This window comes from Micromonospora cabrerizensis, from assembly GCF_022230955.1.
Taxonomy (GTDB): domain Bacteria; phylum Actinomycetota; class Actinomycetes; order Mycobacteriales; family Micromonosporaceae; genus Micromonospora; species Micromonospora cabrerizensis.
This window is the reverse complement of sequence record NZ_JAKKFI010000047.1, coordinates 24,893-47,867: the sequence shown is the minus strand read 5'-3', so window position 1 is coordinate 47,867 and position 22,975 is coordinate 24,893. Positions and strand designations below refer to the sequence as shown.

General features: G+C 70.9%; 14 protein-coding genes and 1 pseudogene. 7 read left to right on the top strand and 8 right to left on the bottom strand.

The window, feature by feature from the left end; translation table 11 throughout:
• The first annotated feature begins 6 nt into the window (after positions 1 to 6).
• Positions 7 to 315 (top strand): hypothetical protein, encoded by a 309-nt coding sequence (locus LADH09A_RS06855; protein WP_238644024.1) that lies wholly within the window; start codon positions 7 to 9, stop codon positions 313 to 315.
• Between the two features lie 129 nt (positions 316 to 444).
• Positions 445 to 831 (top strand): hypothetical protein, encoded by a 387-nt coding sequence (locus tag LADH09A_RS06850; RefSeq protein WP_238644022.1) that lies wholly within the window; start codon positions 445 to 447, stop codon positions 829 to 831.
• Positions 832 to 950: 119 nt separating this feature from the next.
• On the opposite strand, the gene LADH09A_RS06845 is transcribed toward LADH09A_RS06850, so the two are convergent.
• Positions 951 to 2,735, bottom strand: a complete 1,785-nt coding sequence (locus tag LADH09A_RS06845) for a glycoside hydrolase family 6 protein (RefSeq protein ID WP_238644020.1) — start codon at positions 2,733 to 2,735, stop codon at positions 951 to 953.
• A gap of 615 nt (positions 2,736 to 3,350) precedes the next feature.
• Between LADH09A_RS06845 and LADH09A_RS06840 the strand changes: the two genes are divergently transcribed.
• Both LADH09A_RS06840 and LADH09A_RS06835 read left to right on the top strand, forming a co-directional pair.
• Positions 3,351 to 4,748: a putative sodium/potassium/calcium exchanger gene (locus LADH09A_RS06840; RefSeq protein ID WP_238644019.1), complete on the top strand. Its 1,398-nt coding sequence runs from the start codon at positions 3,351 to 3,353 to the stop codon at positions 4,746 to 4,748.
• Between the two features lies 1 nt (position 4,749).
• Positions 4,750 to 5,448 (top strand): class F sortase, encoded by a 699-nt coding sequence (locus tag LADH09A_RS06835; RefSeq protein WP_238644017.1) that lies wholly within the window; start codon positions 4,750 to 4,752, stop codon positions 5,446 to 5,448.
• 73 nt (positions 5,449 to 5,521) lie between these two features.
• On the opposite strand, the gene LADH09A_RS06830 is transcribed toward LADH09A_RS06835, so the two are convergent.
• Positions 5,522 to 10,603, bottom strand: a complete 5,082-nt coding sequence (locus tag LADH09A_RS06830; protein WP_238644016.1) for an NAD-glutamate dehydrogenase — start codon at positions 10,601 to 10,603, stop codon at positions 5,522 to 5,524.
• Positions 10,604 to 10,892: 289 nt separating this feature from the next.
• On the opposite strand from LADH09A_RS06830, the gene LADH09A_RS06825 reads away from it, so the two are divergent.
• Positions 10,893 to 12,857 carry a penicillin-binding transpeptidase domain-containing protein gene (locus LADH09A_RS06825; RefSeq protein ID WP_238644015.1) on the top strand — a complete coding sequence of 655 codons (1,965 nt, stop codon included), beginning with the start codon at positions 10,893 to 10,895 and terminating at the stop codon, positions 12,855 to 12,857.
• A gap of 994 nt (positions 12,858 to 13,851) precedes the next feature.
• On the opposite strand, the pseudogene LADH09A_RS06820 reads toward LADH09A_RS06825, so the two are convergent.
• The 6 genes and pseudogenes from LADH09A_RS06820 to LADH09A_RS06795 form a co-directional block, all read right to left on the bottom strand.
• Positions 13,852 to 14,856, bottom strand: a pseudogene (locus LADH09A_RS06820) (arginase family protein); the annotation flags it as partial.
• Between the two features lie 66 nt (positions 14,857 to 14,922).
• Positions 14,923 to 15,846 (bottom strand): tetratricopeptide repeat protein, encoded by a 924-nt coding sequence (locus tag LADH09A_RS06815; RefSeq protein WP_238644014.1) that lies wholly within the window; start codon positions 15,844 to 15,846, stop codon positions 14,923 to 14,925.
• Between the two features lie 153 nt (positions 15,847 to 15,999).
• Complete coding sequence (gene icmA / locus LADH09A_RS06810) at positions 16,000 to 17,688, bottom strand: coenzyme B12-dependent isobutyryl-CoA mutase large subunit (protein ID WP_238644012.1); 1,689 nt, start codon at positions 17,686 to 17,688, stop codon at positions 16,000 to 16,002.
• Between the two features lie 114 nt (positions 17,689 to 17,802).
• On the bottom strand, positions 17,803 to 18,219 hold the full coding sequence (locus LADH09A_RS06805; protein WP_238644010.1) for an Asp23/Gls24 family envelope stress response protein: 417 nt from the start codon (positions 18,217 to 18,219) through the stop codon (positions 17,803 to 17,805).
• A 205-nt stretch (positions 18,220 to 18,424) separates the two neighbouring features.
• On the bottom strand, positions 18,425 to 19,429 hold the full coding sequence (gene meaB / locus LADH09A_RS06800) for a methylmalonyl Co-A mutase-associated GTPase MeaB (protein WP_238644009.1): 1,005 nt from the start codon (positions 19,427 to 19,429) through the stop codon (positions 18,425 to 18,427).
• Complete coding sequence (locus tag LADH09A_RS06795; RefSeq protein WP_238644007.1) at positions 19,426 to 20,625, bottom strand: acetyl-CoA C-acetyltransferase; 1,200 nt, start codon at positions 20,623 to 20,625, stop codon at positions 19,426 to 19,428. The genes meaB and LADH09A_RS06795 overlap by 4 nt, the downstream gene beginning before the upstream one ends.
• An 83-nt stretch (positions 20,626 to 20,708) precedes the next feature.
• On the opposite strand from LADH09A_RS06795, the gene mce reads away from it, so the two are divergent.
• A complete protein-coding gene (mce, locus tag LADH09A_RS06790) occupies positions 20,709 to 21,191 on the top strand; it encodes a methylmalonyl-CoA epimerase (RefSeq protein ID WP_238644005.1) in 483 nt (160 codons plus the stop codon).
• A 383-nt stretch (positions 21,192 to 21,574) separates the two neighbouring features.
• A complete protein-coding gene (ccrA, locus tag LADH09A_RS06785) occupies positions 21,575 to 22,930 on the top strand; it encodes a crotonyl-CoA carboxylase/reductase (RefSeq protein ID WP_238644138.1) in 1,356 nt (451 codons plus the stop codon).
• The last annotated feature ends 45 nt before the right edge of the window (positions 22,931 to 22,975 follow it).

Sequence of the window (22,975 nt, the reverse complement as noted above, 5' to 3'; positions counted from 1 at the left end):
CGGCAGATGGACAACCACAGCCAGCCGGCACAGGACCCGCTGATCGACGAGTCGGAGGCGGAGCAACGGCGTTCCGCCGCGGCCCGGCTGTTCGACATCCGCCGGGTGATCGGTGGCCTCTTCGTGGCGTACGGGATCATCGTGACGCTGATCGGCGTCTTCGACAGCCGGGCCGAGATCGACAAGGCCGAGGGTGTACGGATCAACCTGTGGGCGGGGCTGTCGATGCTCGCCTTCGGCCTGCTCATGCTGCTCTGGCAGTGGCTGCGCCCCGCGGACCCGCCGGCCCCGAACGAGCAGCCCCCCGGGAGCTGACCTCCGGGCCACACGGCCGGACCGCATCCCACCGAGCACGGCCCGGCCTGACCGCCGGGCCGTGCGGCATGAGCGCGGCACCAGGGGGTACGCGAGGGAAACGACGTGTCGGACCCAGGAGGCAGCACCATGACGGATCGCGATCGCCAACCGCCGTTGGAGGACAGCCCGGAGGTGGCCTCGGCGGTGGATGATGACATCACCATCTCGCAGTTCCGCACCGGAGGTGGGCCCGACCAGGACACTCCGGGCTTCGCCGAGCCCCGCAGTCGACCGGACGACCTCGCACCGGACACCGACGAGCTGATCGGCGACCCGTACGCGGCCGGCACCGGCGCGACCGGGACGGGCACCGGCGCTGGCGGGGACAACATCCGCACCGGCGCGGAGCAGCCCTGGGAGCCGGAGGACCTGGTGATGGCCCGCGGCCAGGACCTCACACCGGAGAACCTGGAGAAGGCCCGCCGTGACCTGGCCGAGCAGGGACGGGCGGCGATCGAACGCACCGTGCCCTGACCCGGGCATGAGGGGGGTCCCCGACCCGACCAGAACGGTCGGGCCGGGGACCCGGGGGGAACCTGCCGCCGGCAGTGCCTCACCAACTGCCGGCGGCCGGTGGGTGTGGAGCGATCCGGTCAGAGCGCCGGGTACGCGTTACGCATGAGCTCCTGGAACTGGGCGGAGAACCACGCACCGGAGATCGGCGCGTCCCCGAGCGCCCCGGACGGGTTGTTGCCGTTGCGGGCGTTACCGCCGTACGTCGGGTCGCACATCCGGTCGAAGCCCTTGCCCTCGTTGTTCGGGATCTCCTTGCTGGAGCCGTCCGACTCGCCCGGAGGCTTCACCCAGACGTAGGCGTCGATGCCCGTCGCCGGGTTGGCCCGCGGCCGCTCGCCGAGGCCGGCGCCGGCCTGGTTGCACCAGTTGCCGAGGTGGGCCCGACGGTCGATGCGACCCCCGTTGACGTACGTGTCGACGCTGGTCGTGGCGCCCGGCCCGGTGGGTCGCGCGGAGCCGCCCCAACCGTTACGGGACGTGTCGATCAGCATCCCGATGTTGGAGTTGAAGCCGACCGAGACCAGCTTGGTACGGAACGCCTGGGCGAAGGACAGCTCATCGACGTAGAAGTTCCAGTCGACCCACTTGGACTGCCGCACCGTCTGACCGTTCACGTTGTCCGTGACCTTGAAGTACGGCTCAGTCAGCGCCGAGTAGTTCGCGGTGTTCGTGATGAACCCGTGCACGTTGTTGACCGTGCTGCCGGAGGCGACCGCGGCGGTCTTCAGGATGTCGGCGGTCGGGCCGAAGTTGGAGTCCCAGCCGAGCCAGCCGTGGTGTCCGGCGTCGATGTAGTTGTAGACGTTGCCGATCGCACCAAGCTTGGCGAGGGCGTAGCCAACCCCGTTGACGTACGCGCCGTTGGCCTTGACCGTGTCGCACATGACCGTGCCGCCGGGCTGACCGGACGTGTTGGTGACCAGGTTCGGCAGCGAGTCGATCTCGATGACGTTGATGATCCGCAGGCTGCTGTACTTCGACTCGCCCTGGATCGCGGCGATCGGGTCGATGTACTGGGCCTTGTACTTCGGCAGCTCGTCCGGGCCCAGCTCACCGTTGGAGGCGAGCGCGGAGCAGTCCCGGCCGGGCAGGTTGTAGATCACGAACTGGATGTAGCCGGCGCCCTGACGCAGCGCCTCGTCCAGGTGCTGCCGCACCCCGAAGGCGCCGTTGGAGCTGCTGTCCGGCGTGCCGTTGATCGCGGCGATCCGGTCCAGCCAGACGGCGGTGGGGTTGTTGGAGACGCGGCTTCCACCGGCCTCGGCGTCCGCCTTGGCCTTCCACTCCGGGTTCACGTAACCGCGTGCCCCGACGTACGGGTTGTCGACCTTGGTGCCCGGCGGGTTGGTGGGCGGGTCGGTCGGAGGATCGGTCGGCGGGTCGGTCGGCGGGTCCGTCGGAGGATCGGTCGGCGGGTCGGTCGGCGGGGTGGTGCCACCGTTGCAGACCACGCCGTTCAGGGTGAACGAGGTCGGCTTCGGGTTGCTGCCGCTCCACGCGCCGTTGAAGCCGATGCTCGTCGACGCACCGGTGGCGAGGGTGCCGTTGTAGGACAGGCTCCGGGCGGTCACCTGGCTGCCGGACTGGGTGAACGTCGCTGACCAGCCCTGCTGCACCCGCTGGCCGGAGTTGGGGAAGGTCCAGCCCAGCGTCCAGCCGTTGAGCGGGTCGCCGACGTTCTTGATGGTGACGCTGGCGGTGAAACCGCCGGGCCAGTCGTTGCTCGTGTAGGCGATGTCGCACTGCGTCGCGGCATGTGCCGCGGTAACCGGAATCGTCACCAACCCGCCTGCGACCAGGACACCCGCGCCGGCGAGCGCCATGGCCCGGCGTGGGCCGGACAGCCTTCTCCACACATTCATGCCACTGATCTCCTTGGGCGAGACCGGGCCCGCGTACGGCCCGGCGAGACGGCCCGGCGGGCGTCCTGCACGGACGGCCTCCGGCGCCAACGGGAATCTTTGGGAGCGCCCGACCCGGACGGGCGATGGTGGTGGTGGTGCGCGGCCGATGCGTCGGCCGGTCGATCGGCGGCGGGACGTCGCCCGGCGAACCGGTGCCCTCGACTCCCAGCCTGCGCGGTGTGGCTCACCTCACCGCGTTGGACGATTCTCGCATGGGAGCGCTTCCATGGCAATGGCTCGATGTGTTGCGCGCCCTGACCATCCCTCGATCCGTTTCGGACGATACCCCCGAGCACGCTCGGACAGCACGTCGCGGAGCGCAGCTGCCGCGACCGGGATGTCCGGCGCGGGCTGGGCACACGGAGGCCGGAACACCGTGCATCGCACGAGGGGGCGCCCCGCGCCTGAGACGACACTCAGCGCGGCGAAAGCCGCGTAGCACCCCTTCACCTCTTACTTGGATCAAAAGTTAAAACGCGAATCTTTCACTTCATAAGTCATGAAACCGTCTAACGTCGGTCTTAGCTCGGTTGTCGCCGAGCTCAGGACAACAGGGATGGAGTGACGCAGGTCATGGCTAAGAAGATGCTCGGGAAGGTCGTTGCGGGCGCCGCGCTCGGCGGCGCGTCGCTTCTGGTGTTCGCGCCGGGGATCGCGTTCGCCAACGGCCACGACGACGCTAAGGACCGCGACGGCAAGGTCTACGCCAAGCCGCACGTCGTCAAGGCTGGCGATGAGGTCAAGCTCCTCGAGATCTGCCCGGATCGGCAGGAGCACGCGTACGTGTGGTCCAAGGTCACCGGCAAGGTCAAGCTCAAGCCGGCCCACGAGGACCGGGGCGAGGACCGCGAGTGGCGCGAGGAGGAGAACTCCTCGGACCACGACAAGGGCAAGGACGAGCACGGCAAGGACGAGAACGGCAAGGACGACAAGGGCAAGGACGAGCACGGCAAGGACGACAAGGGCAAGGACCACGAGGGCAAGGACGAGAACGGCAAGGACGACAAGGGCAAGGACGAGCACGGCAAGGACGAGAACGGCAAGGGCGACGAGGGCAAGGACAAGTCGCAGCCCGGCGGCCAGGGTGGCGGCGCGGCCGCCGACGCCTACGGCGACGAGGGCAGCAAGGACTGGAAGGGCGAGGAGCACGGCCAGGACGCGGACGACAACCGCGACAAGAAGGACTGGGACTCCAAGGACGAAGGCAACAAGGACTGGGAGTCCAAGGACGAGCACGGCTCGGACTCCAAGGACGAGGGCGGCTACGGCTCGGACAAGGGCTGGGACTCCAAGGACGAGCACGGCTCCGACGAGGGCGGCTACGGCTCCGACAAGGGCTGGGAGTCCAAGGACGAGCACGGCTCCGACTCCAAGGACGAGGGCGGCTACGGCTCGGACAAGGGCTGGGACTCCAAGGACGAGCACGGCTCCGACGAGGGCGGCTACGGCTCGGACAAGGGCTGGGAGTCCAAGGACGAGCACGGCTCCGACTCCAAGGACGAGGGCGGCTACGGCTCGGACAAGGGCTGGGACTCCAAGGACGAGCACGGCTCCGACGAAGGCGGCTACGGCTCCGACAAGGGCTGGGACTCCAAGGACGAGCACGGCTCCGACGAAGGCGGCTACGGCTCCGACAAGGGCGGCAGCTACGGCTCGGACGAGCACGGCGGTTACGGCTCGGACGAGGGCCGTTCCGACGAGCGCGACTGGGAGAAGGAGCGCGAGTTCGTCTACTACGGCGAGGCCAAGGTCGACAAGGACGCGAAGCCGGGTCGCTACGAGCTCAAGGGCTCGTGCGGCGAGGGCGAGCTCGTCGTGCTGCCGCACGGCGGTGTCGACGGTGGTGACGGTGGCGCCAGCACCGGCACCGACCGTGGCCTGGCCACCGGCGGGGCGGGCCTGCTCGGCGCTGCCGCGCTGGGCGGGATCGTGCTGATGCGTCGTCGGCGGACCGATGGTTCGCTCGTCTGACGTGACGACGACACGGGCCGGCGGCCGTCACGGGAGACCGTGGCGCGCCGCCGGCGCGGCCGTCGTCGTCACCATGGCCATGATCGGCGCCGGGATGATCGGCGCCAGTCTGAAGGACACGCCCGCTCCCCGACCGCCGCAGCCGTTGGCCCAGGCCGGGCCCGAGGCCACCGGGCCGGCGACCACCGCCGACGACGCTCCGCCGGTCGACGGGCAGCCGGCCGGAGACGCGCCGGCGGGGCTGGCCCGTTCGGCGCCGACCAGCATCGAGATCCCCCGGATCGGTGTCGACGCGACGATCATGTCGTTGGGCACCAACCCGGACGGCACCGTCCAGGTTCCCCCGCTCGACCAGGCCGACAAGGCCGGTTGGTACGAGCCGGGTGCGAGTCCCGGCGAGACGGGCAACGCGGTCGTCGTCGGGCATGTGGACTCGGCGGTGCTCGGCCCGGCCGTCTTCTTCGACCTCGGCGCCCTGACTCCCGGCGACACCGTCACCGTGCGCCGGGCCGACGGAGTGCCGGCCACCTTCACCGTCGACTCGGTGAAGTCGTACCCGAAGACAGCCTTCCCCACCGAGTTGGTCTACGGGCCCAGCGACCGGCCCGGCCTGCGGGTGGTCACCTGCGGCGGCCAGTTCGACGAGGCCGCCAAGAGCTACCCGGACAACATCGTCGTCTTCGCCAGCCTGGTGGCGTGACCGGGGACGAGACGAGAACGCGCCGGCCGGTCGGGGTCACCCGACCGGCCGGACCGCGTCCGGCGTGCCTGACTCAGGCGGCTGCGGAGGTCCGCACCAGGGTGCGGATCTGGCGCAGCAGCACCGAGAGGGCGGCGAGGTCCGCCCGCGACTCGTCGAACTCCCCCATCGCCCGCCGCGCGCGGTGGATCGAGGTGGCGTTCGACTGCTCCCACTGCTGCACCCGCTCGTGCGGCGGCAGGTCGTCCGGGGTGGAGTCGAGCACCTCCGCGGTGAGCGCGGCCAGCGCGGCGTACAGGTCGTAGCGCAGCGCCATCCGGGCCAGCGTCTGCCAGCGGTCCTCCCGCGGCAGCAGGGAGATCTTCGACAGCAGCGAGTCCACCCGGAACAGGTCGGACAGCACGAAGTAGACCGAGGCCACCTCGCCGACGTCCCGTCCGCTGACGTTCGCGGTCTCCACCACGTCCATCAGACCGAAGCTGTACATCAGACGGGTCGCCCGCTCCGCCAGCTCGCGGGGCAGCCCACGCTCGGTCATCGAGTCCATGTGCGCGGCGATGCCCTGCCGCTCGTTGCCGTAGAACAGGTCCTCCAGACCCGGGAGCAACCGGGTCACCCCGTCCCGCAGCCTGGCGATCTCGGCCGGCACGTCGATCGGCGAACGCCGGTTGGAGACGAGCCACCGCACCGCCCGGTCGAGCAGCCGGCGGGTGTCCAGGTAGACGCTGGTCTGCAACTCCGGCGCGACCTTGTTGTCCAACGCCTCCACGGCGTCCCACAGGTCCCGCAGGCCGAACACCTCGCTGACCACCACGTACGCCCGGATCACGTCCGCCGCGCTGGCCGCGGTCTCCTCGACCACCCGGAAGATGAACGAGATGCCACCCCGGTTGATCGCCTCGTTGACGAGCACGGTGGTGACGATGTCCCGGCGCAGGCGGTGCCGGCCCATCCGGTCGGCGAACCGGTCGCGCATCGGCGTCGGGAAGTAGTTGACCAGGACCTCGGTCGTCCACTCCTCGTCGGCCAGGCCCTCGGTGAGGATCTCCCGCTCCAGGACGATCTTCACGTACGCGAGCAGCACCGCGAACTCCGGTGCCGTCAGGCCCGATTCGCTGCGGACCGCCAGCTCCTCGTCCGGAGGCAGCGCCTCCAGCGCCCGGTCCAACCCGCCCGACCGCTCCAGCTCGTTGATCATCCGGCGGTGCACCGGCAACAGCGAGGCGGCCTGGGCCTGGGCGTTGTTGATCGCCCGCGCCTGGTCGTAGTTGTCCCGCAGCACCAGGTCGGCGACCTCGTCGGTCATCCCGGCCAGCAGCTCGTCCCGCTCCGCCGTGGTCAACTCGCCGTCGGCGACCGCGGTGTTCAGCAGGATCTTGATGTTCACCTCGTGGTCGGAGGTGTCCACCCCGGCCGCGTTGTCGATGAAGTCCGTGTAGATCCGGCCACCGGTCAACGCGTACTCGATCCGGCCCAGCTGGGTCCAGCCCAGGTTGCCGCCCTCGCCCGCCACCCGGCAGCGCAGGCTGCGCCCGTCCACCCGGATCGCGTCGTTGGACTTGTCGCCCACCTCGGCGTTGGTCTGGGTGGACGCCTTGACGTAGGTGCCGATACCGCCGTTCCAGAAGAGATCCACCGGGGCGGTCACGATCGCCTTCATCAACTCCTGCGGCGACAACTGCGTGACGTCGTCGTCCAGGCCGATCGCCGCCCGGACCTGCGGCGTGATCGGGATGGACTTCGCGGTACGCGGGAAGATGCCGCCACCGGCCGAGATCAGCTCCGGGTTGTAGTCCTCCCACGACGAACGGGGCAGATCGAACAGCCGCCGCCGCTCCGCGTACGAGGTGGCCGCGTCGGGCTCGGGGTCGAGGAAGATGTGCCGGTGGTCGAAGGCGGCCACCAGCCGGATGTGCTCGGAGAGCAGCATCCCGTTGCCGAACACGTCACCGGACATGTCGCCGACGCCGACCACCGTGAAGTCCTGGGTCTGGGTGTCCAGGCCCAGCTCCCGGAAGTGCCGCTTGACCGACTCCCAGGCGCCCCGGGCGGTGATGCCCATCTTCTTGTGGTCGTAGCCCGCCGAACCACCGGAGGCGAACGCGTCACCCATCCAGAAGTTGTGGGTCTTGGAGATCTCGTTGGCGATGTCGGAGAACGTCGCCGTGCCCTTGTCGGCGGCCACCACCAGGTACGGGTCGTCGCCGTCGTGCCGGACCACGTCCTCGGGAGGCACGATCTGACCGCTGACGATGTTGTCGGTGACGTCCAGCATCGCGCCGACGAACTCCTGGTAGCAGGCGACCGCCTCGTCCCGGTCACCCGGCTTCTGCTTCAGCACGAAGCCGCCCTTGGCGCCCACCGGCACGATCACGGTGTTCTTCACCATCTGCGCCTTGACCAGGCCGAGCACCTCGGTCCGGAAGTCCTCCCGACGGTCGGACCAGCGCAACCCGCCCCGGGCCACCGGCCCGAAGCGCAGGTGGACACCCTCGAAGCGGGGCGAGTACACGAAGATCTCGAACTTCGGCCGCGGCGCCGGCAGGTCCGGGATGGCCTGCGGGTCGAGCTTGAACGCCACGTACGCCTTCGGCCGCCCGTCGGCGCGCTTCTGGTAGAAGCTGGTCCGCAGGGTCGCCTCGATCAGCGTCAGGTACGAGCGCAGGATCCGATCCTGGTCGAGGCTGGCCACGTCGTCCAGCGCCTCGCGGATCATCTCCACCAGCTCACCGCTGCGCTGCTGCCGCTGCTCGGTCGTCTGCTCACCCGGCGCGAACCGGGTCTCGAACAGCTCCACCAGCAACGCGGCGAGCTTCGGGTACGCGATGAAGGTCTGCTCCATGTAGTCCTGCGAGAAGACCGTGCCGGCCTGCCGCAGGTACTTCGCGTACGCCCGCAGCACCACCACCTGCCGCCAGGTCAACCCGCCGCGCAGCACCAGCTCGTTGAACCGGTCCACCTCGGCCTCGCCGCGCCAGGCCGCCGCGAACGCGTTCTCCACGTGCGGGCGCACCTCGGACAGCTCGTGGTGCCCCTCGGGCAGCATGAGGCCGAAGTCGTACAGGTAGACCCGACCGTCGATCCGGTCCACCTCGTACGGGTGCTCGTCGACCACCCGCACACCGAGTGAGTGCAGCACCGGCAGCACGGCGGAGAGCATCATCGGTTCGCCGTACCGGTAGACCTTGAACCGGACGTCCATGGCCTCGGCGAGGTCCGCACCGGGCACCCGCGTGCCCGGCCGGGGCACGAGCTGCTTGCGGAACAGGTGCATCTCCAGCTGGCCGGGCTCCTCCAGCAGCTCCAGCTTCGCCAGGTCCTTCATCGCCTCGTACGGCGTGTGCCCGTCCTTGTAGCCCTCCGGGAACGCGTCGGCGTACCGGGTGAACAGGTGCTTGGCCTGCTCGTCGCCGAGCTTGCGCTCCAGCACCAGCCGGTAGTCGTCGTCCCACAGCCGCGTCGCGTCGGCCAGTTCCTCGGCCAGCAGGTCGGCGTCGATGTCGCCGGGCGGCCGGGTCGGGTCGGTGCGCACGATGAAGTGCACCCGGGCCAGCATCGACTCGGTGACCCGGGTGGTGTAGTCCACCCCGACACCGTTCAGCTCACGCAGCAGGATGTCCTGCATACGAAGGCGGTTCTGCGTGGTGAACCGGTCGCGGGGAAGGTAGATCAGGCAGGAGATGAACCGCCCGTACGCGTCCCGGCGCAGGAAGACCCGCAGCTGCCGGCGGCCGGCCATCCGCAGCACACCGATCACCGCGTGGTACAGGTCGTCGGTCTTGATCTGGAACAACTCGTCGCGCGGGTACGTCTCCAGGATCTGGATCAGATCCTTGCCGGAGTGGCTGCGCTGGCTCAGGCCGGAGCGGTCCAGCACCTCGGCCACCTTGCGGCGGACCACCGGCAGCTCGCGCACGCTGGTCCGGTACGCGGCGGTGGAGAACAGGCCCAGGAACCGCCGCTCGCCGATCACCTCGCCGTCCGAGTTGAAGATCTTGAAGCCGATGTAGTCGAGGTAGGCCGAGCGGTGCACGGTGGCCCGCGAGTTGGCCTTGGTGATGATGAGGAGGCGCTTCTCCAGCACCTTCTCGTGCGCCTCGGGCGTCATCGACGACAGCGACCGCGCGTCCGGCGAGTCCGAGCGAAGGATGCCCAGCCCGGTGCCGAGCACCGCCTCCAACGCCTTGCCGTCGACCGGGTCCGTGACGTCGCCCCCGGGGACGTCCACCAGCCGGTACTCGCGGTAGCCGAGGAAGGTGAAGTGGTCGTGGGCGAGCCACCGCAGCAGCTCCACCGAGTCCGTGATGTCCTTCTCCGGCACCGGTGGGCGATTGTCGGAGGTGCGGGCCGAGGCCAGCTCGTCGGCGAGCGCGAGGGCGCGCTGACGCATCTTCGGCCAGTCCTCGACCGCCTCGCGCACATCGGTGAGCACCCGCTGCAACTCGCGGCGCAGCCGGTCGCGCTCCGCCGCGTCCCGGACCGGGTCGATCTCGATCCGCATCCAGCTCTCGATGATGTCGCCGGAGATCGCGTCATCCGGCTCCACGTCCGCGGAGACCTCGGTGAGCCGCCCCAGCGGCTCACGCCGGACCACCACGAGCGGGTGCACCAGCAGGTGCACGTCGAGGTGGTACGAGTTGAGCAGCGCGGTGACCGAGTCGACCAGGAACGGCATGTCGTCCGTGACGATCTCGACGACGGTGTGGTGCTGGTCCGCGTGCGGTTCGTGGATCCGCAGCTTCAACTCGCCGGGAACCCGCTGCTGGGCGAGGTCCCGGTGTGCCCGGGCCGCGTCGAGCATCTCCTCTGCCGTGAAACCGACCAGTTCCTCGTCCGGTGCGAACCGCCAGAAACGGCCGACAAGTGTCGCCGCGTCGTGGTCGTCCCCGGCGAGCGCGACAGCCTGGGCCACCAGGCGCTCCGCGTTGGGAACGGGTTCGTCGAGCTCGGCGTCCTCCACGTCGTCGGCCAACGCCTCGGTCGGCAGGCCCAGATCGTAGATGGTGTCGATGCTCGACCCGGTCAGCCCGGTGACTCCCGTGTCGAGCCGGCCGTAGCCGTCCCCGTCGGTCGCCGAATCGAAGCTGTCGTCGTCCCGGCCGGAGTCATCCTGCCGGAGGTCGGGTTCCGGTTTGATCGCCGGACGCCGGTCCATCGGTGCCACTCCCCTCGACCCACCGCGTTGTGGGTCACTCTGCCGCCCAGCCTAGGCCCTGCCGTTCTTCGCCTTCGTCGGCGGACCACTGGCCAGACGTCCGGATCGGGACTTTGTCCTTTCACCCGTTGCGGGTCCGAGGTTGGCCGGCTGCGGGATACCCCGCCACGCGATGTTCATCACACCGGCGCGGCCCGTCTTTACCCGCGCTCGCGCGCCTGGGGGACGTTGGGGACGGCGTCGGCGTACTACCGTGCGGGGGCAGTCTGAGATCGGAAGGACCAGCTCCATGCCCTTGTCGTACCCCCGGCCCCACCGGCCGAACCACGCCCGCCGCCTGACCGCCGCCCTCACCACGGCGGTGCTGACGGCCGGCGTTCTCGCCGGCTGCTCGGGTGACGACGGGCCGGAGCGCACCGTCGACGCCTTCCTCAGCGGCTGGCGCAGCGGCGATCTCCAGGCGGTCGGCCTGATCGACCCGACCGGCACCAAGCTGCCGTCGACCGAGGTGACCCGCGAGATCAAGGAGCTGTCCGGTGAGCTGACGGCCACCCCGCCCACGCTGAAGCGTCGCGGCGAGCCGAAGGTCACGGCGGACATCGCGACCGCGACGGTCCAGGTGGAGTGGAACCTGCCCGGTCAGACCCGCTGGGCGTACGACCGGGAGGTACGCCTCGCCCACGGCGACGACGACCAGTGGCAGGTGATCTGGGAGCCAAAGGTGATGCACGAGCAGCTCACCAAGGGTGACCGGTTGGCGCTGCGCCGCGACGCCGGTGCCCGGGCCGGGGTGCTGGACGCCGCCGGGCAACCGCTCGTGACACCGCGCCCGGTGGTCCGGGTGGGCGTGCAGCCCGACGGGGTCACCGACATCAAGAAGCTGGTCAAGGATCTCGACGCGGCGTTCAAGGCGATCCGCCCGGCGCTGGTGCCCGCCGTCGACCTGGCCGACCTGCCCGAGCGGGTCGCCAAGGCCGAGCCGGGCGCCTTCGTCGAGGTGGTGTCGCTGCGCGAAGAGGCGTACCTCCAGATCAAGCCCCGGATCTACGACCTGGACGGCACCAAGTTCATCTCCGCCAAGGTCGACCTGGCACCGACCCGGGAGTTCGCCCGGGCGGTGCTCGGCACTGTCGACCCGGCGCAGGCGGACGACCTGACCGCGCACCCGGACCGGTACGTCGCCGGTGACCTGGTCGGCCACGGCGGGTTGCAGGGCCGCTACGACGAACGGCTGCGCGGCGCCCCCGGGCTGACCGTGGTGGTCGAGCGCCCCACCGAGGGCGGCAAGCTGGAGCCCACCGGCACGGAGCTGTTCCGTCGGGAGCCGCAGCCGGGCCAGACGCTGAAGACCACGCTGGACGTCGCCGTCCAGAACGCGGCCGACGGGGCGCTGCGCGCCGAGACCCGCCGCTCCGCCCTGGTGGCACTCCGGGTCAGCGACGGCGCGGTGCTCGCCGCGGCGAACGGCCCCGGGCCGGCCGGGGAAAACCTGGCCTTCACCGCCCAGGTGCCGCCGGGCTCCACGTTCAAGATGGTCAGCACGCTGGGCCTGCTCGACCGGGGCGCGGTCACCTTGGACGGCCCGGTGGCCTGCCCGAAGACCTTCACCGTCGACGGTCGGTCCTTCAAGAACTCCGACAACTTCGAGCTGGGCTCGGTGCCGTTCCGCACCGACTTCGCCAAGTCCTGCAACACCGCGTTCGCCTCGCTGGCCCCGAAGCTCGGCGGTGACGGGTTGGCCGCTGCCGGCCGCATCTTGGGCTTGGAGGGTCAGTGGGACCTCGGCACCGACGCCTTCACCGGCAAGGTGTCGACGGGCGGCAGCCCGGCCGAGCAGGCCGCGGCATCGTTCGGGCAGGGCACCACGCTGGTCAGCCCTCTGGCCATGGCCGGCGCCACCGCCGCCGTCGCCCGAGGCCGGTTCGAGCAGCCGAAGCTGCTGCTCGACCCGGCGCCGGCCAAGCCAGCCGCAGCGGGTGAGCAGCTCAAGCCGGAATCGGTCGCGGCGCTGCGGTCGATGATGCGCGAGGTGGTCACCAGCGGCACCGGCAGCGCGCTCAAGGATGTGCCGGGCGAGGTGTACGGCAAGACCGGCACCGCCGAGTACGACGACGACCCGGCCCACACCCACGCCTGGTTCGTCGGTTGGCGGGGCGACGTGGCGTTCGCCGTGTTCGTGGAGAAGGGCGGGGCCAGCACGGCCTCGGCCGTCCCGATCGCCGAGCGCTTCCTCCGCGCCCTCCCGCCTGCCTGACACCCGCGCGGCGAGTGCCCCTCGCACCGCGCACCACTCGCACCGCACACCACTCAACCCCGCGCATCGCTCGCACCGCGCATCACTCAACCCCGCGCACCGCTCGCACCGCGCACCCTCGGCGTTGATCGACTCGGGTTCTTGGAAACTGCGGTATCCGAGCCACCCGGATACACCGACTTCCGTGAAGCCGAGTCGATCACGGCCCGGTGGGCGCGAGACGGGTCAGGCGGTGGTCGATCACGGCCCGGTGGGCGTGAGACGGGTCAGGCGGTGGTCGATCACGGCCCGGTGGGCGTGAGACGGGTCAGGCGGTGTCGGCTTTGTGGTGGTCCGAGGGGGTCTGAGCTGGCGCGGAAGGTCGCCGGAGCAGACCTGGGCCGGCCGACGCGGGCGGGCCGACCGGCTCCCGCTCGACCGCGGTCGCGATGTCCGCCGCGACGCCCGACTGCTCGGAGCGGTCCTGACCATCGGAGCGGTCCTGACCATCGGAGCGGGCCTGACCATCGGAGCGGGCCTGACCATTGGTGGCGGCTGGTTCCCTCTCGGCGAGGAGGTCGCGGGGCACCGCGCCCAGAGGACGGCCGTCGGAAGAACCAACGCCGGCAGCCCCGAAACCCGGGGACGCGACGCCGGCAGCCCCGACATCGGAGGTTCCGGCCTCCGCCAGCGACCCGGCATCGATGGACGGGCCCCACGGGGAACCGTCGGCGAACGACTCCTCGCCATCGGTCGCGCTCGGCAACGCGTCCAGCCGCTCGGCGTCATCGATCCCGTCGAACCGCTCGCTCCGAGCCAGCCCATCGAGCCCATCGCGCCGCTCGCTCCGACCCAGCCCATCGAGCCCATCGCGCCGCTCGGCACGATCCAGCCCGTCGAGCCGACCCAGCCCGTCCAGCGCATCGCGCCGCTCGGCACGACCCAGCCCGTCCAGCCCATCGAGCGCATCGCGCCGCTCGGCACGATCCAGCCCGTCGAGCCGCTGGGAGCGGTCGGGTCGTTCGGTTGCGGCCGGGGTCCGGCCGTTGCCGCGCCGGGGGCCGGGGGCCGGCCGGGCCGACAGCAGTCGGGGCGGCACCGCTTCCGGTGCGCTGACCGGGGCCAGGCCGGCGACCACGGTGTTGACGATCTCGGCGGCGTACGAACCGTCCGGGTCGTAGTCGGGGTCGAAGACGGTCAGCTCCACACCGAGGCAGTGCGGGGTGTCGACCAGGCCGGCGAGCAGGATCTCCAGCTCGGCGAAGGCGATGCCGCCCGGGTCGGGAGCGTCCACGGCGGGCATCACCGCGGGGTCGAGCACGTCGACGTCGATGTGCACCCAGTAGCCCGCGCAGTCGGCGAGCTGCTCGTGCGCCCACTGGGCCGTGCGGGCGGCGCCTTCGGCGCGCAGCGCGGGGACCGGTCGGGTGGTGATGCCGGCGGCCTGGAGGTCGAGCCGGTACTCGTCCTGCGCGCGGATGCCGAGCACCACCACGTCGATGTCGCGGAAGTAGGGCCGGCGGCCCTCTAGGGCGGCCAGGTCGGCCTGCCCGCGCCCGGTGACGAGGGCAAGGTCCTCGCCAGCGGCCGCGCCGACGTAGGAGGCGTTGCCGGGGTGCCGGAAGTCGGAGTGCCCGTCGACGAAGACCAGCCCGATCCGCCCGCCGACGGCCTCACCGAGGCGGTGCATGGCGAGCGCCGACCCGAGCAGAACGGAGCAGTCGCCGCCCAGCACCACCGGGAACTCCCCCCGGTCGATGATCGAGCCGATCCGCTCGGCGAGCGCCAGCGAGTAGTCGGCGATCTCCCGGGCGTGGCACACGCCGTCGCCGGGCCGCCAGTCTCCGGGGTCGTACCGGGGCGGGGTGACGCAGCCGGCGTCGCGGGCGCGCAGCCGGGCCAGCAGGTCGTGGTCGCGCAGCGCGCCGGGTGCCTTGCCACAACCGGGGACCGACGTGGTCGTCGGTGGCCGCAGGCCAAGGTTTGTCGGCGCGTCGAGGACGGCGATCCGGCGCATCATGAGCTCCCGTCCTCGGTGGTCGGGCGGGCCGGCCGGAACGCCGGCCCGCGCTGGCGTGCTACGAACTCAGAACAGGGCGCTGGCCAGGGCCCGGCGCGCCGAGGCGACCGCCGGGTCGTCCGGGCCGGCGATGGAGAAGAGCGAGACCAGGTGTTGGCGTACGGTCTCGCGGTCCTCGCCGGCGGTGCGCCGGACCAGACCGACGAGCCGGGCGTACGCCTGCTCGGCCAGGCCGCTGAGCACCTCGATGTCGGCGGCCAGCAGTTGGGCGGCGACGTCGTCGGGGGCGCTCTCGGCGGCGGCCAGTGCGGCGCTGGGGTCCGCGCCGGCCACCCGGCGGGCGACCCCGACCTGAGCCAGCCCCGCCGTGGCGGCGGCGTCCGCGGGCGCGTCGGCCAGGATCTTGCGGTACGCCTGCTCGGCGGCGTCCAGATCGCCGCTCATCAGCGCGTCGTCCGCCTCGTCGAGGCGGGGGTCCTCCGGCTCGGCCACGGCCACGCCGCCGGCCTTGAGCACGGCTTGGATCCACTGCCGAAGCTGTGCCTCGGGCACCACGCCGGAGAAGGCGTCGACGGGCTGCCCGCCGACGACCGCGTAGACCATGGGGATGCCCTGGACCCGGAACATCTGGGCGATTCGCGGGTTTTCCTGCACGTCGACCCGTGCCAGCACCCAGGTGCCGTCGCCCTCGGCGTTGAGCCGCTCCAGCACCGGGGCGAACTCGTCGCTCTCCGGGAAGCCGGCGGCGCCGAAGAACACGACGACGGGCGTGGCCATCGAGCGTTCGAGCACGTCGGACTGGATTGTCGCCTCGGTGACGTCCACGATGGCGGTGTTGGTGCCTGCGGTGGGCGCGCCGGGGGCGCCGTTGGACGGGCCGCCCTGCGGGGGCGTGCCGGGGCGGGAACTTGCTGGTGCGGGGCCACGCAGCGTGCTGAGGTCGACCGCGCCGCGGGTGAAGATCGACGAGGTGATCCGTGGGTCGCTCATGGTTACCTAGTCTCGCACGTGAGCCCCCGATCTCAGCTCACCCGCAACCCCGACGTTGCAACTCTCACGCCCCACCCCCACCCCCGGCGATCGGGCATTTCTGCCGCCGGAAGCGGGCGGCGGGTGCCTGATCGACGGGGGTGGTGGTATGGGTCAGAAGCGGGCGGGTTCCCGGTAGGTGCCCCATTCGGCGCGCAGCGCGTCGCAGATCTCCCCCAGGGTCGCTTCGGCGCGGACCGCGTCGAGCATGGCGGGGATCATGTTCTCGTCGGTGCGGCTGGCGTCGACCATCCGGGCCACCGCCGCGCGGACCGCCGACTCGTCCCGGGCACCCTTGCGCTCGGCGAGCACCCGACGCTGCTCCAGCTCCACCTCGTGCGAGATGCGCAGGATCTCCAGCTCCTTGGCGACCGTGCCGGTGTGGCAGTTGACCCCGACGATCTTCTTGTCGCCCTTTTCGAGTGCCTGCTGGTAGACGAAGGCCGACTCGGCGATGTGTCCGGTGAACCAGCCGTCCTCGATGCCGCGCAGGATGCCCGAGGTCATCGGGCCGATCTGGTGCGGCCCGTCGCCGGCGAGTTGCCGGATCCGGGCGAAGATCTCCTCCGCCTCGGCCTCGATCTTGTCGGTCAGCGCCTCGACGTACCAGGAGCCGCCGAGCGGGTCGGCCACGTTGACCACACCGGTCTCCTCCATCAGCACCTGCTGGGTACGCAGGGCGATCTCGGCGGACTCGTCGGTGGGCAGCGCCAGGGTCTCGTCCAGCGCGTTGGTGTGCAGCGAGTTGGTGCCGCCGAGCACCGCCGCGAGGGCCTCGACGGCCGTGCGTACGACGTTGTTGACCGGCTGCTGCGCGGTCAGCGACACGCCGGCGGTCTGCGTGTGGAACCGCAGCCAGAGGGCCTTCTCGCTGGTCGCGCCGTAGACGTCGCGCAGCCAGCGGGCCCAGATCCGGCGGGCGGCCCGGAACTTGGCGATCTCCTCGAAGAAGTCGAGGTGCGAGTCGAAGAAGAAGCTCAGCCCCGGCGCGAACACGTTCACGTCCAGCCCGCGCGAGAGCCCCAGCTCCACGTAGCCGAAACCGTCGGCCAGGGTGTACGCCAGTTCCTGCGCGGCGGTCGAGCCGGCCTCACGGATGTGGTAGCCGGAGACCGACAGCGGCTTGTAGCGCGGGATCTCGGCGGCGCAGTATTCCATCAGGTCGCCGATCAGGCGCAGGTGCGGCTCCGGGTCGAAGAGCCACTCCTTCTGCGCGATGTACTCCTTGAAGATGTCGGTCTGGAGCGTGCCGTCCAGCTTGGACAGGTCGGCGCCCTGCCGCTCGGCGGCGACCAGGTACATGCAGAACACCGGCACGGCCGGGCCGGAGATGGTCATCGAGGTGGTGACGTCGGCCAGGTCGATGCCGTCGAAGAGCGCCTGCATGTCGGTGGCGGTGTCGATGGCGACGCCGCAGTGGCCGACCTCGCCGAGCGCCTGCGGGTCGTCCGAGTCGCGGCCCATCAGCGTCGGCATGTCGAACGCGACCGAGAGGCCGCCGCCACCGGCGCCGAGGATCATCTTGTAACGCTCGTTGGTCTGCTGGGCGTTGCCGAAGCCGGCGAACTGCCGGATCGTCCAGGTCCGTCCGCGGTATCCGGTCGGATACAGACCCCGGGTGTACGGATATTCGCCCGGCCAGCCGATCCGCTCGAAACCGGGATAGGTGGCGCCCTCCGGCGGCCCGTAGACCGGTTCGACCGGCATTCCGGAGAGCGTGGTGAAGTCGGCGTCCCGCTTGCGCGCGGCGTCGTAGCGGGCCTGCCAGCGCGCGCGTCCGGCGTCGATCTCGTCGGCGTCCATGAGCAGGGCTCCTCCTCGGGTCCTCGACAGCACGTCGAGTGTAAGGCCCTGACCTGAACGATCGCTAAGTCACGTCGTACCGACCGGTAACGTGACCTGGCCGGAATCGACGCCTCAGACTGCGGCTGGCCCCGGCTGGTTCAGCTCGATGTCGTCCACCGTGACGTTGACCTGGGTGACCGTCAGGCCGTACTTCTCCACGGCCTCGATCACCGCGGCCCGCACCGCCTCGGTCACGTCGACCACGACGTGCCCGGCGTCGATCACCAGGACCACGTTGACGACGGCCGAGTTGCCCTTCACGTCGGCCGAGACGCCCCGGCGGGCGTCGCCCACCTCGTCCAGGCCGACCTTGTCCAGGATGCTGTTGAAGAACCGGGCCACGTCACCACCGAGATCGGCGACGCCGGGCACCGCACGGGCGGCAGCTCCGGCGATCTTCTCCACGACCTCGTCGGAGACGGACGTGACACCTCGGGCCGCGCCCGTCGCGGGCTGCACTGCACCGGCGTTCTCCACCGCGTCCGTCATGATCGCATCTCCCCTGGTCCCGACGCACATTGTGGACCGACCGGCTCGTCAGCCCGCATCGCGGAAGCCTCGCTCCCGGTCACGCGCAGCGAGCCTACTAAAACGGGAACGACCTTCGCTTCCCGGCAACCGACGCGCTGCGGTCGACCGTGGACCGACCACTGCGGACATCCCAGCGCGGGCCTGCCGACGTGCCGTCAACGGGTCAGCGGGCGAGCTGGGTGAGCAACTCGTCGGCCGCCGTGTACGGGTCGATCGCGCCCTCGGCCACCTTGGTGGCCAGCGTGGCCAACTCCGTACCGTCGCGCAGTGAGCCGATCCGGGCGCGGAGGATGCCCAGCGCGATCGCCTCGATCTCGGCGGCGGCCCGCGCCTCCTGGCGGCGGCGCAGCTCGCCGTGCTCGACCAGCCAGCCCCGGTGCTTGTCGATGGCGGCGGCGATGTCGTCGATGCCCTCGCCCCGCGAGGCGACCGAGCGGACCACCTGCGGCCGCCACTGCCCGGGGCCGCGCTCGCCGAGCGCGATCATGCCCTGGATGTCGCGGACGGTGGCGTCGACGCCGTCGCGGTCGGCCTTGTTGACCACGAAGACGTCGGCGATCTCCAGGATGCCGGCCTTGACCGCCTGGATCGCGTCGCCCATCCCGGGTGCGAGCAGCACCAGCGTGGTGTCGGCCAGCGAGGCCACCTCGACCTCGGCCTGCCCGACGCCGACGGTCTCCACCAGCACCACGTCGCAGCCGGCACCCTCCAGCACCCGGACCGCCTGCGGCGTCGCCGCGGACAACCCGCCGAGGTGCCCCCGGCTGGACATGGACCGGATGTAGACGCCCGGGTCGGTGGCGTGGTCCTGCATCCGCACCCGGTCGCCGAGGATCGCGCCACCGGTGAACGGGCTGGACGGGTCCACCGCCAGCACGCCGACCCGGTGCCCTCGTGCGCGCAGCGCGCGGACCAGCTCGTTCGTGGTGGTCGACTTGCCCACCCCGGGCGAGCCGGTCAACCCGACCACCTGGGCCTGCCCGGCGTACGGCGCCAGCGCCGCGGCGACCGCCGGCAGCAGCGGGTCGCCGTTCTCCACCAGTGTGATCAACCGGGCCACCGCGCGGGGGTCGCCCGCGCGGGCCCGATCAACCAGCTGCGGTACGTCCCGACTGCGGCGCACCGACGTGGCGCCCGCTGCCGGAACCTGCTCGGCCGCCTCGCTCACCGTGCCGCCGCTGCGCTTCCCGGCACATGGATGATCAGCGCGTCGCCCTGGCCACCGCCGCCGCAGAGGGCCGCCGCGCCGGTGCCGCCACCGCGCCGCTTCAGCTCCAGGGCGAGAGTGAGGACGAGACGCGCGCCGGACATGCCGATCGGGTGCCCCAGCGCGATCGCGCCGCCGTTGACGTTGACCTTGTCCGGGCTGATGCCGAGGTCCCGAGTGGACTGCACGCCGACCTGGGCGAACGCCTCGTTGATCTCGATGAGGTCCAGGTCCGCGACGCTCAGGCCGCCCTTCTTCAGGGCGTGGTTGATCGCGTTGGACGGCTGGGAGTGCAGGGAGTTGTCCGGGCCCGCCACGTTGCCGTGCGCGCCGATCTCGGCCAGCCAGGTCAGCCCCAGCTCGGTGGCCTTGGCCTTGCTCATCACGACCACGGCGGCGGCACCGTCGGAGATCGGCGACGAGCTGCCGGCGGTGATGGTGCCGTCCTTGGCGAAGGCGGGGCGCAGCTTGGCCAGCGACTCGACTGTGGTGTCCGGGCGGATGCCCTCGTCCTCGCTGATGACCAGCGGGTCACCCTTGCGCTGCGGGATCACCACCGGGGCGATCTCGTCGGCGAAGTGGCCGTTCTTCTGCGCGGCGGCGGCCCGCTGGTGGCTGGCGGCGGCGAAGGCGTCCTGCTCGGCGCGGGTGATGCCGTGCTTGGTGCCGAGGCGCTCGGTCGACTCACCCATCGAGCAGCAGTCCCAGGCGTCGCTGAGCCCGTCGTGCGCCATGTGGTCCTTGACCACCACGTCGCCGTACTTGTAGCCGGTGCGCTGGCCCATCAGCAGGTGCGGCGCGTTGGTCATCGACTCCATGCCGCCGGCCACCACGATGTCGAACTCGCCGGCGCGGATCAGCTGGTCGGCCAGGGCGATCGCGTCCAGGCCGGAGAGGCAGACCTTGTTGATGGTCAGCGCCGGCACCGACATCGGCACGCCGGCCTCGACCGCCGCCTGCCGGGCCGGGATCTGACCGGCGCCGGCCTGGAGCACCTGCCCCATGATCACGTACTGGACCTGGTCCGGGCTGACGCCGGCCCGCTCCAGCGCCGCCTTAATGGCGATGCCGCCGAGCTTCGTGGCCGGGAGGTCCTTGAGGTTGCCCAGCAGCCGCCCCATCGGGGTCCGCGCGCCGCTGATGATCACCGAAGCCATGCCTGCCTCCGAAGGGGGTGCCGAGCTGTTCGAGGGGGGTGCCGAGCTGTACGCCTTAACGCTTGTTCGGCCAGACTAACGCCATGACTGAGAACTCCCCCGCCGAGCCCGGTGAGGACTACGTCACGGACATCGGGCTTCGCAAGATTGACCACGTCGGGATCGCGGTCGCCGACCTGGACGCCGCGATCGACTTCTACCAGCGGACGTTCGGGATGCGCTGCGTACACGTCGAGACCAACGCCGAGCAGGGCGTGCGGGAGGCGATGCTGTCCGTCGGCCCGACCACCGAGGGCGGCTGCGTGCAGTTGCTCGCCCCGCTGACGCCGGAGTCGACGATCGCCAAGTTCCTGGACCGCAACGGGCCGGGCGTGCAGCAGGTCGCGTACACCGTTGTGGACATCGACGCGGCCTGCGCGGCACTGCGCGAGCGGGGAATGCGGCTGCTCTTCGAGACCCCGAGGCGCGGCACCGCGGACAGCCGCATCAACTTCGTCCACCCGAAGGACGCCGGAGGCGTCCTCGTGGAACTGGTAGAACCCGCCCCCACCCCGACCCCCCACTGACCCCCGCCCCCCGCCCTGCCCCTGCCCCTGCCCCCCACCCACCCGCACGCCCTGTTGATCAAGAGGTTTGCGTCATCCTGCGGCTCGCAGGTGACCGAAAGCTCTTGATCAGCGGGGCGTGTGTCGTGGGGCCCGCGGCACGGGTTGGGGGTTGGGGCGCACGTCAGTGCTCGGTTGGTGGGGTGGCCGGACACCTTCACGCATCGGCGGATGCAGTTTTTCACAGAGGACTTCCCGGTCTAGCTACCGTTCAGTAACGTCCGGCCCCACAGGAGCGCGACCGGGGTCGGATGTGTCGAATGCCGACATGGTGGTCGTGCCCCACCGGCGCCGACGATGGCAGCACCCCGGCCCACTCGGGTGCGGACGAACCGGAGGTCACCGTGCAGGACATCCTCGAAGCGATCATGGCGGCGGAGGAATCGAACGATCCGGACCGCGAGCTCGCCGGCCTCGCCGGGCTGCCCGTACCGAAGAGCTACCGGGGCGTGGTGGTGCGCGCCGAGGAGTCCCGGATGTTCGACGGCATGGCCACCCGGGACAAGGACCCGCGCAAGGCGCTGCACGTGCAGGAGGTGCCGACGCCGGAGCTGGCACCGGGCGAGGCACTGATCGCGGTGATGGCCAGCGCGATCAACTACAACACGGTGTGGACCAGCATCTTCGAACCGCTGCCCACCTTCAAGTTCCTCCAGCGCTACGGCCGGGTCTCCGAGCTGACCCGCCGGCACGACCTGCCGTACCACGTGGTCGGCTCGGACGCCGCGGGCGTGGTGCTGCGCACCGGCCCCGGGGTGACCCGTTGGGCACCCGGCGACGAGGTGGTCGCGCACTGCCTCTCCGTCGAGCTGGAGGACGCCGCCGGACACGACGACACCATGCTCGACCCGCAGCAGCGGATCTGGGGCTTCGAGACCAACTTCGGCGGGCTGGCCGAGATGGCGGTGGTCAAGGCCAACCAGCTGATGCCGAAGCCTCGACACCTGAGCTGGGAGGAGGCCGCCAGCCCCGGGCTGGTCAACTCCACCGCGTACCGGCAGCTCGTGTCGCACCACGGGGCCAACATGAAGCAGGGCGACGTGGTGCTGATCTGGGGCGCCTCCGGCGGCCTCGGCGGGTACGCCACCCAGATGGCGCTCAACGGCGGCGCGATCCCGGTCTGCGTCGTCTCCTCGCCGGAGAAGGCCGAGCTGTGCCGCAAGATGGGCGCGGAGCTGGTCATCGACCGGGCCGCCGAGGGTTTCCGCTTCTGGAAGGACGAGGAGACCCAGGACCCGGACGAGTGGCGGCGCTTCGGCGAGCGGATCCGCGAGCTGACCGGCGGCGAGGACCCGGACATCGTCTTCGAGCACCCGGGTCGGGAGACGTTCGGCGCCAGCGTCTTCGTGGCCCGGCGCGGTGGCACCATCGTCACCTGCGCGTCCACCAGCGGTTTCCAGCACCAGTACGACAACCGCTACCTGTGGATGCACCTCAAGCGGATCGTCGGCAGCCACTTCGCCAACTACCACGAGGCATGGCAGGCCAACCGCCTGGTCGCGCTGGGCAAGGTGCACCCGACGGTGTCCCGCACCTACCCGCTGGAGGGGACCGGTCAGGCCGCGTACGAGGTGCACCGCAACGCCCACCAGGGCAAGGTCGGGGTGCGCTGCCTGGCGCCCACCGACGGGTTGGGCGTACGCGACGAGGAGCTGCGAGCCCAGCACGAGGACGCGATCAACCGGTTCCGGGGGCACTGACCGGCGGACGCCGGCTCCGGAGGCACTGACCGGCGGACGCCGGCT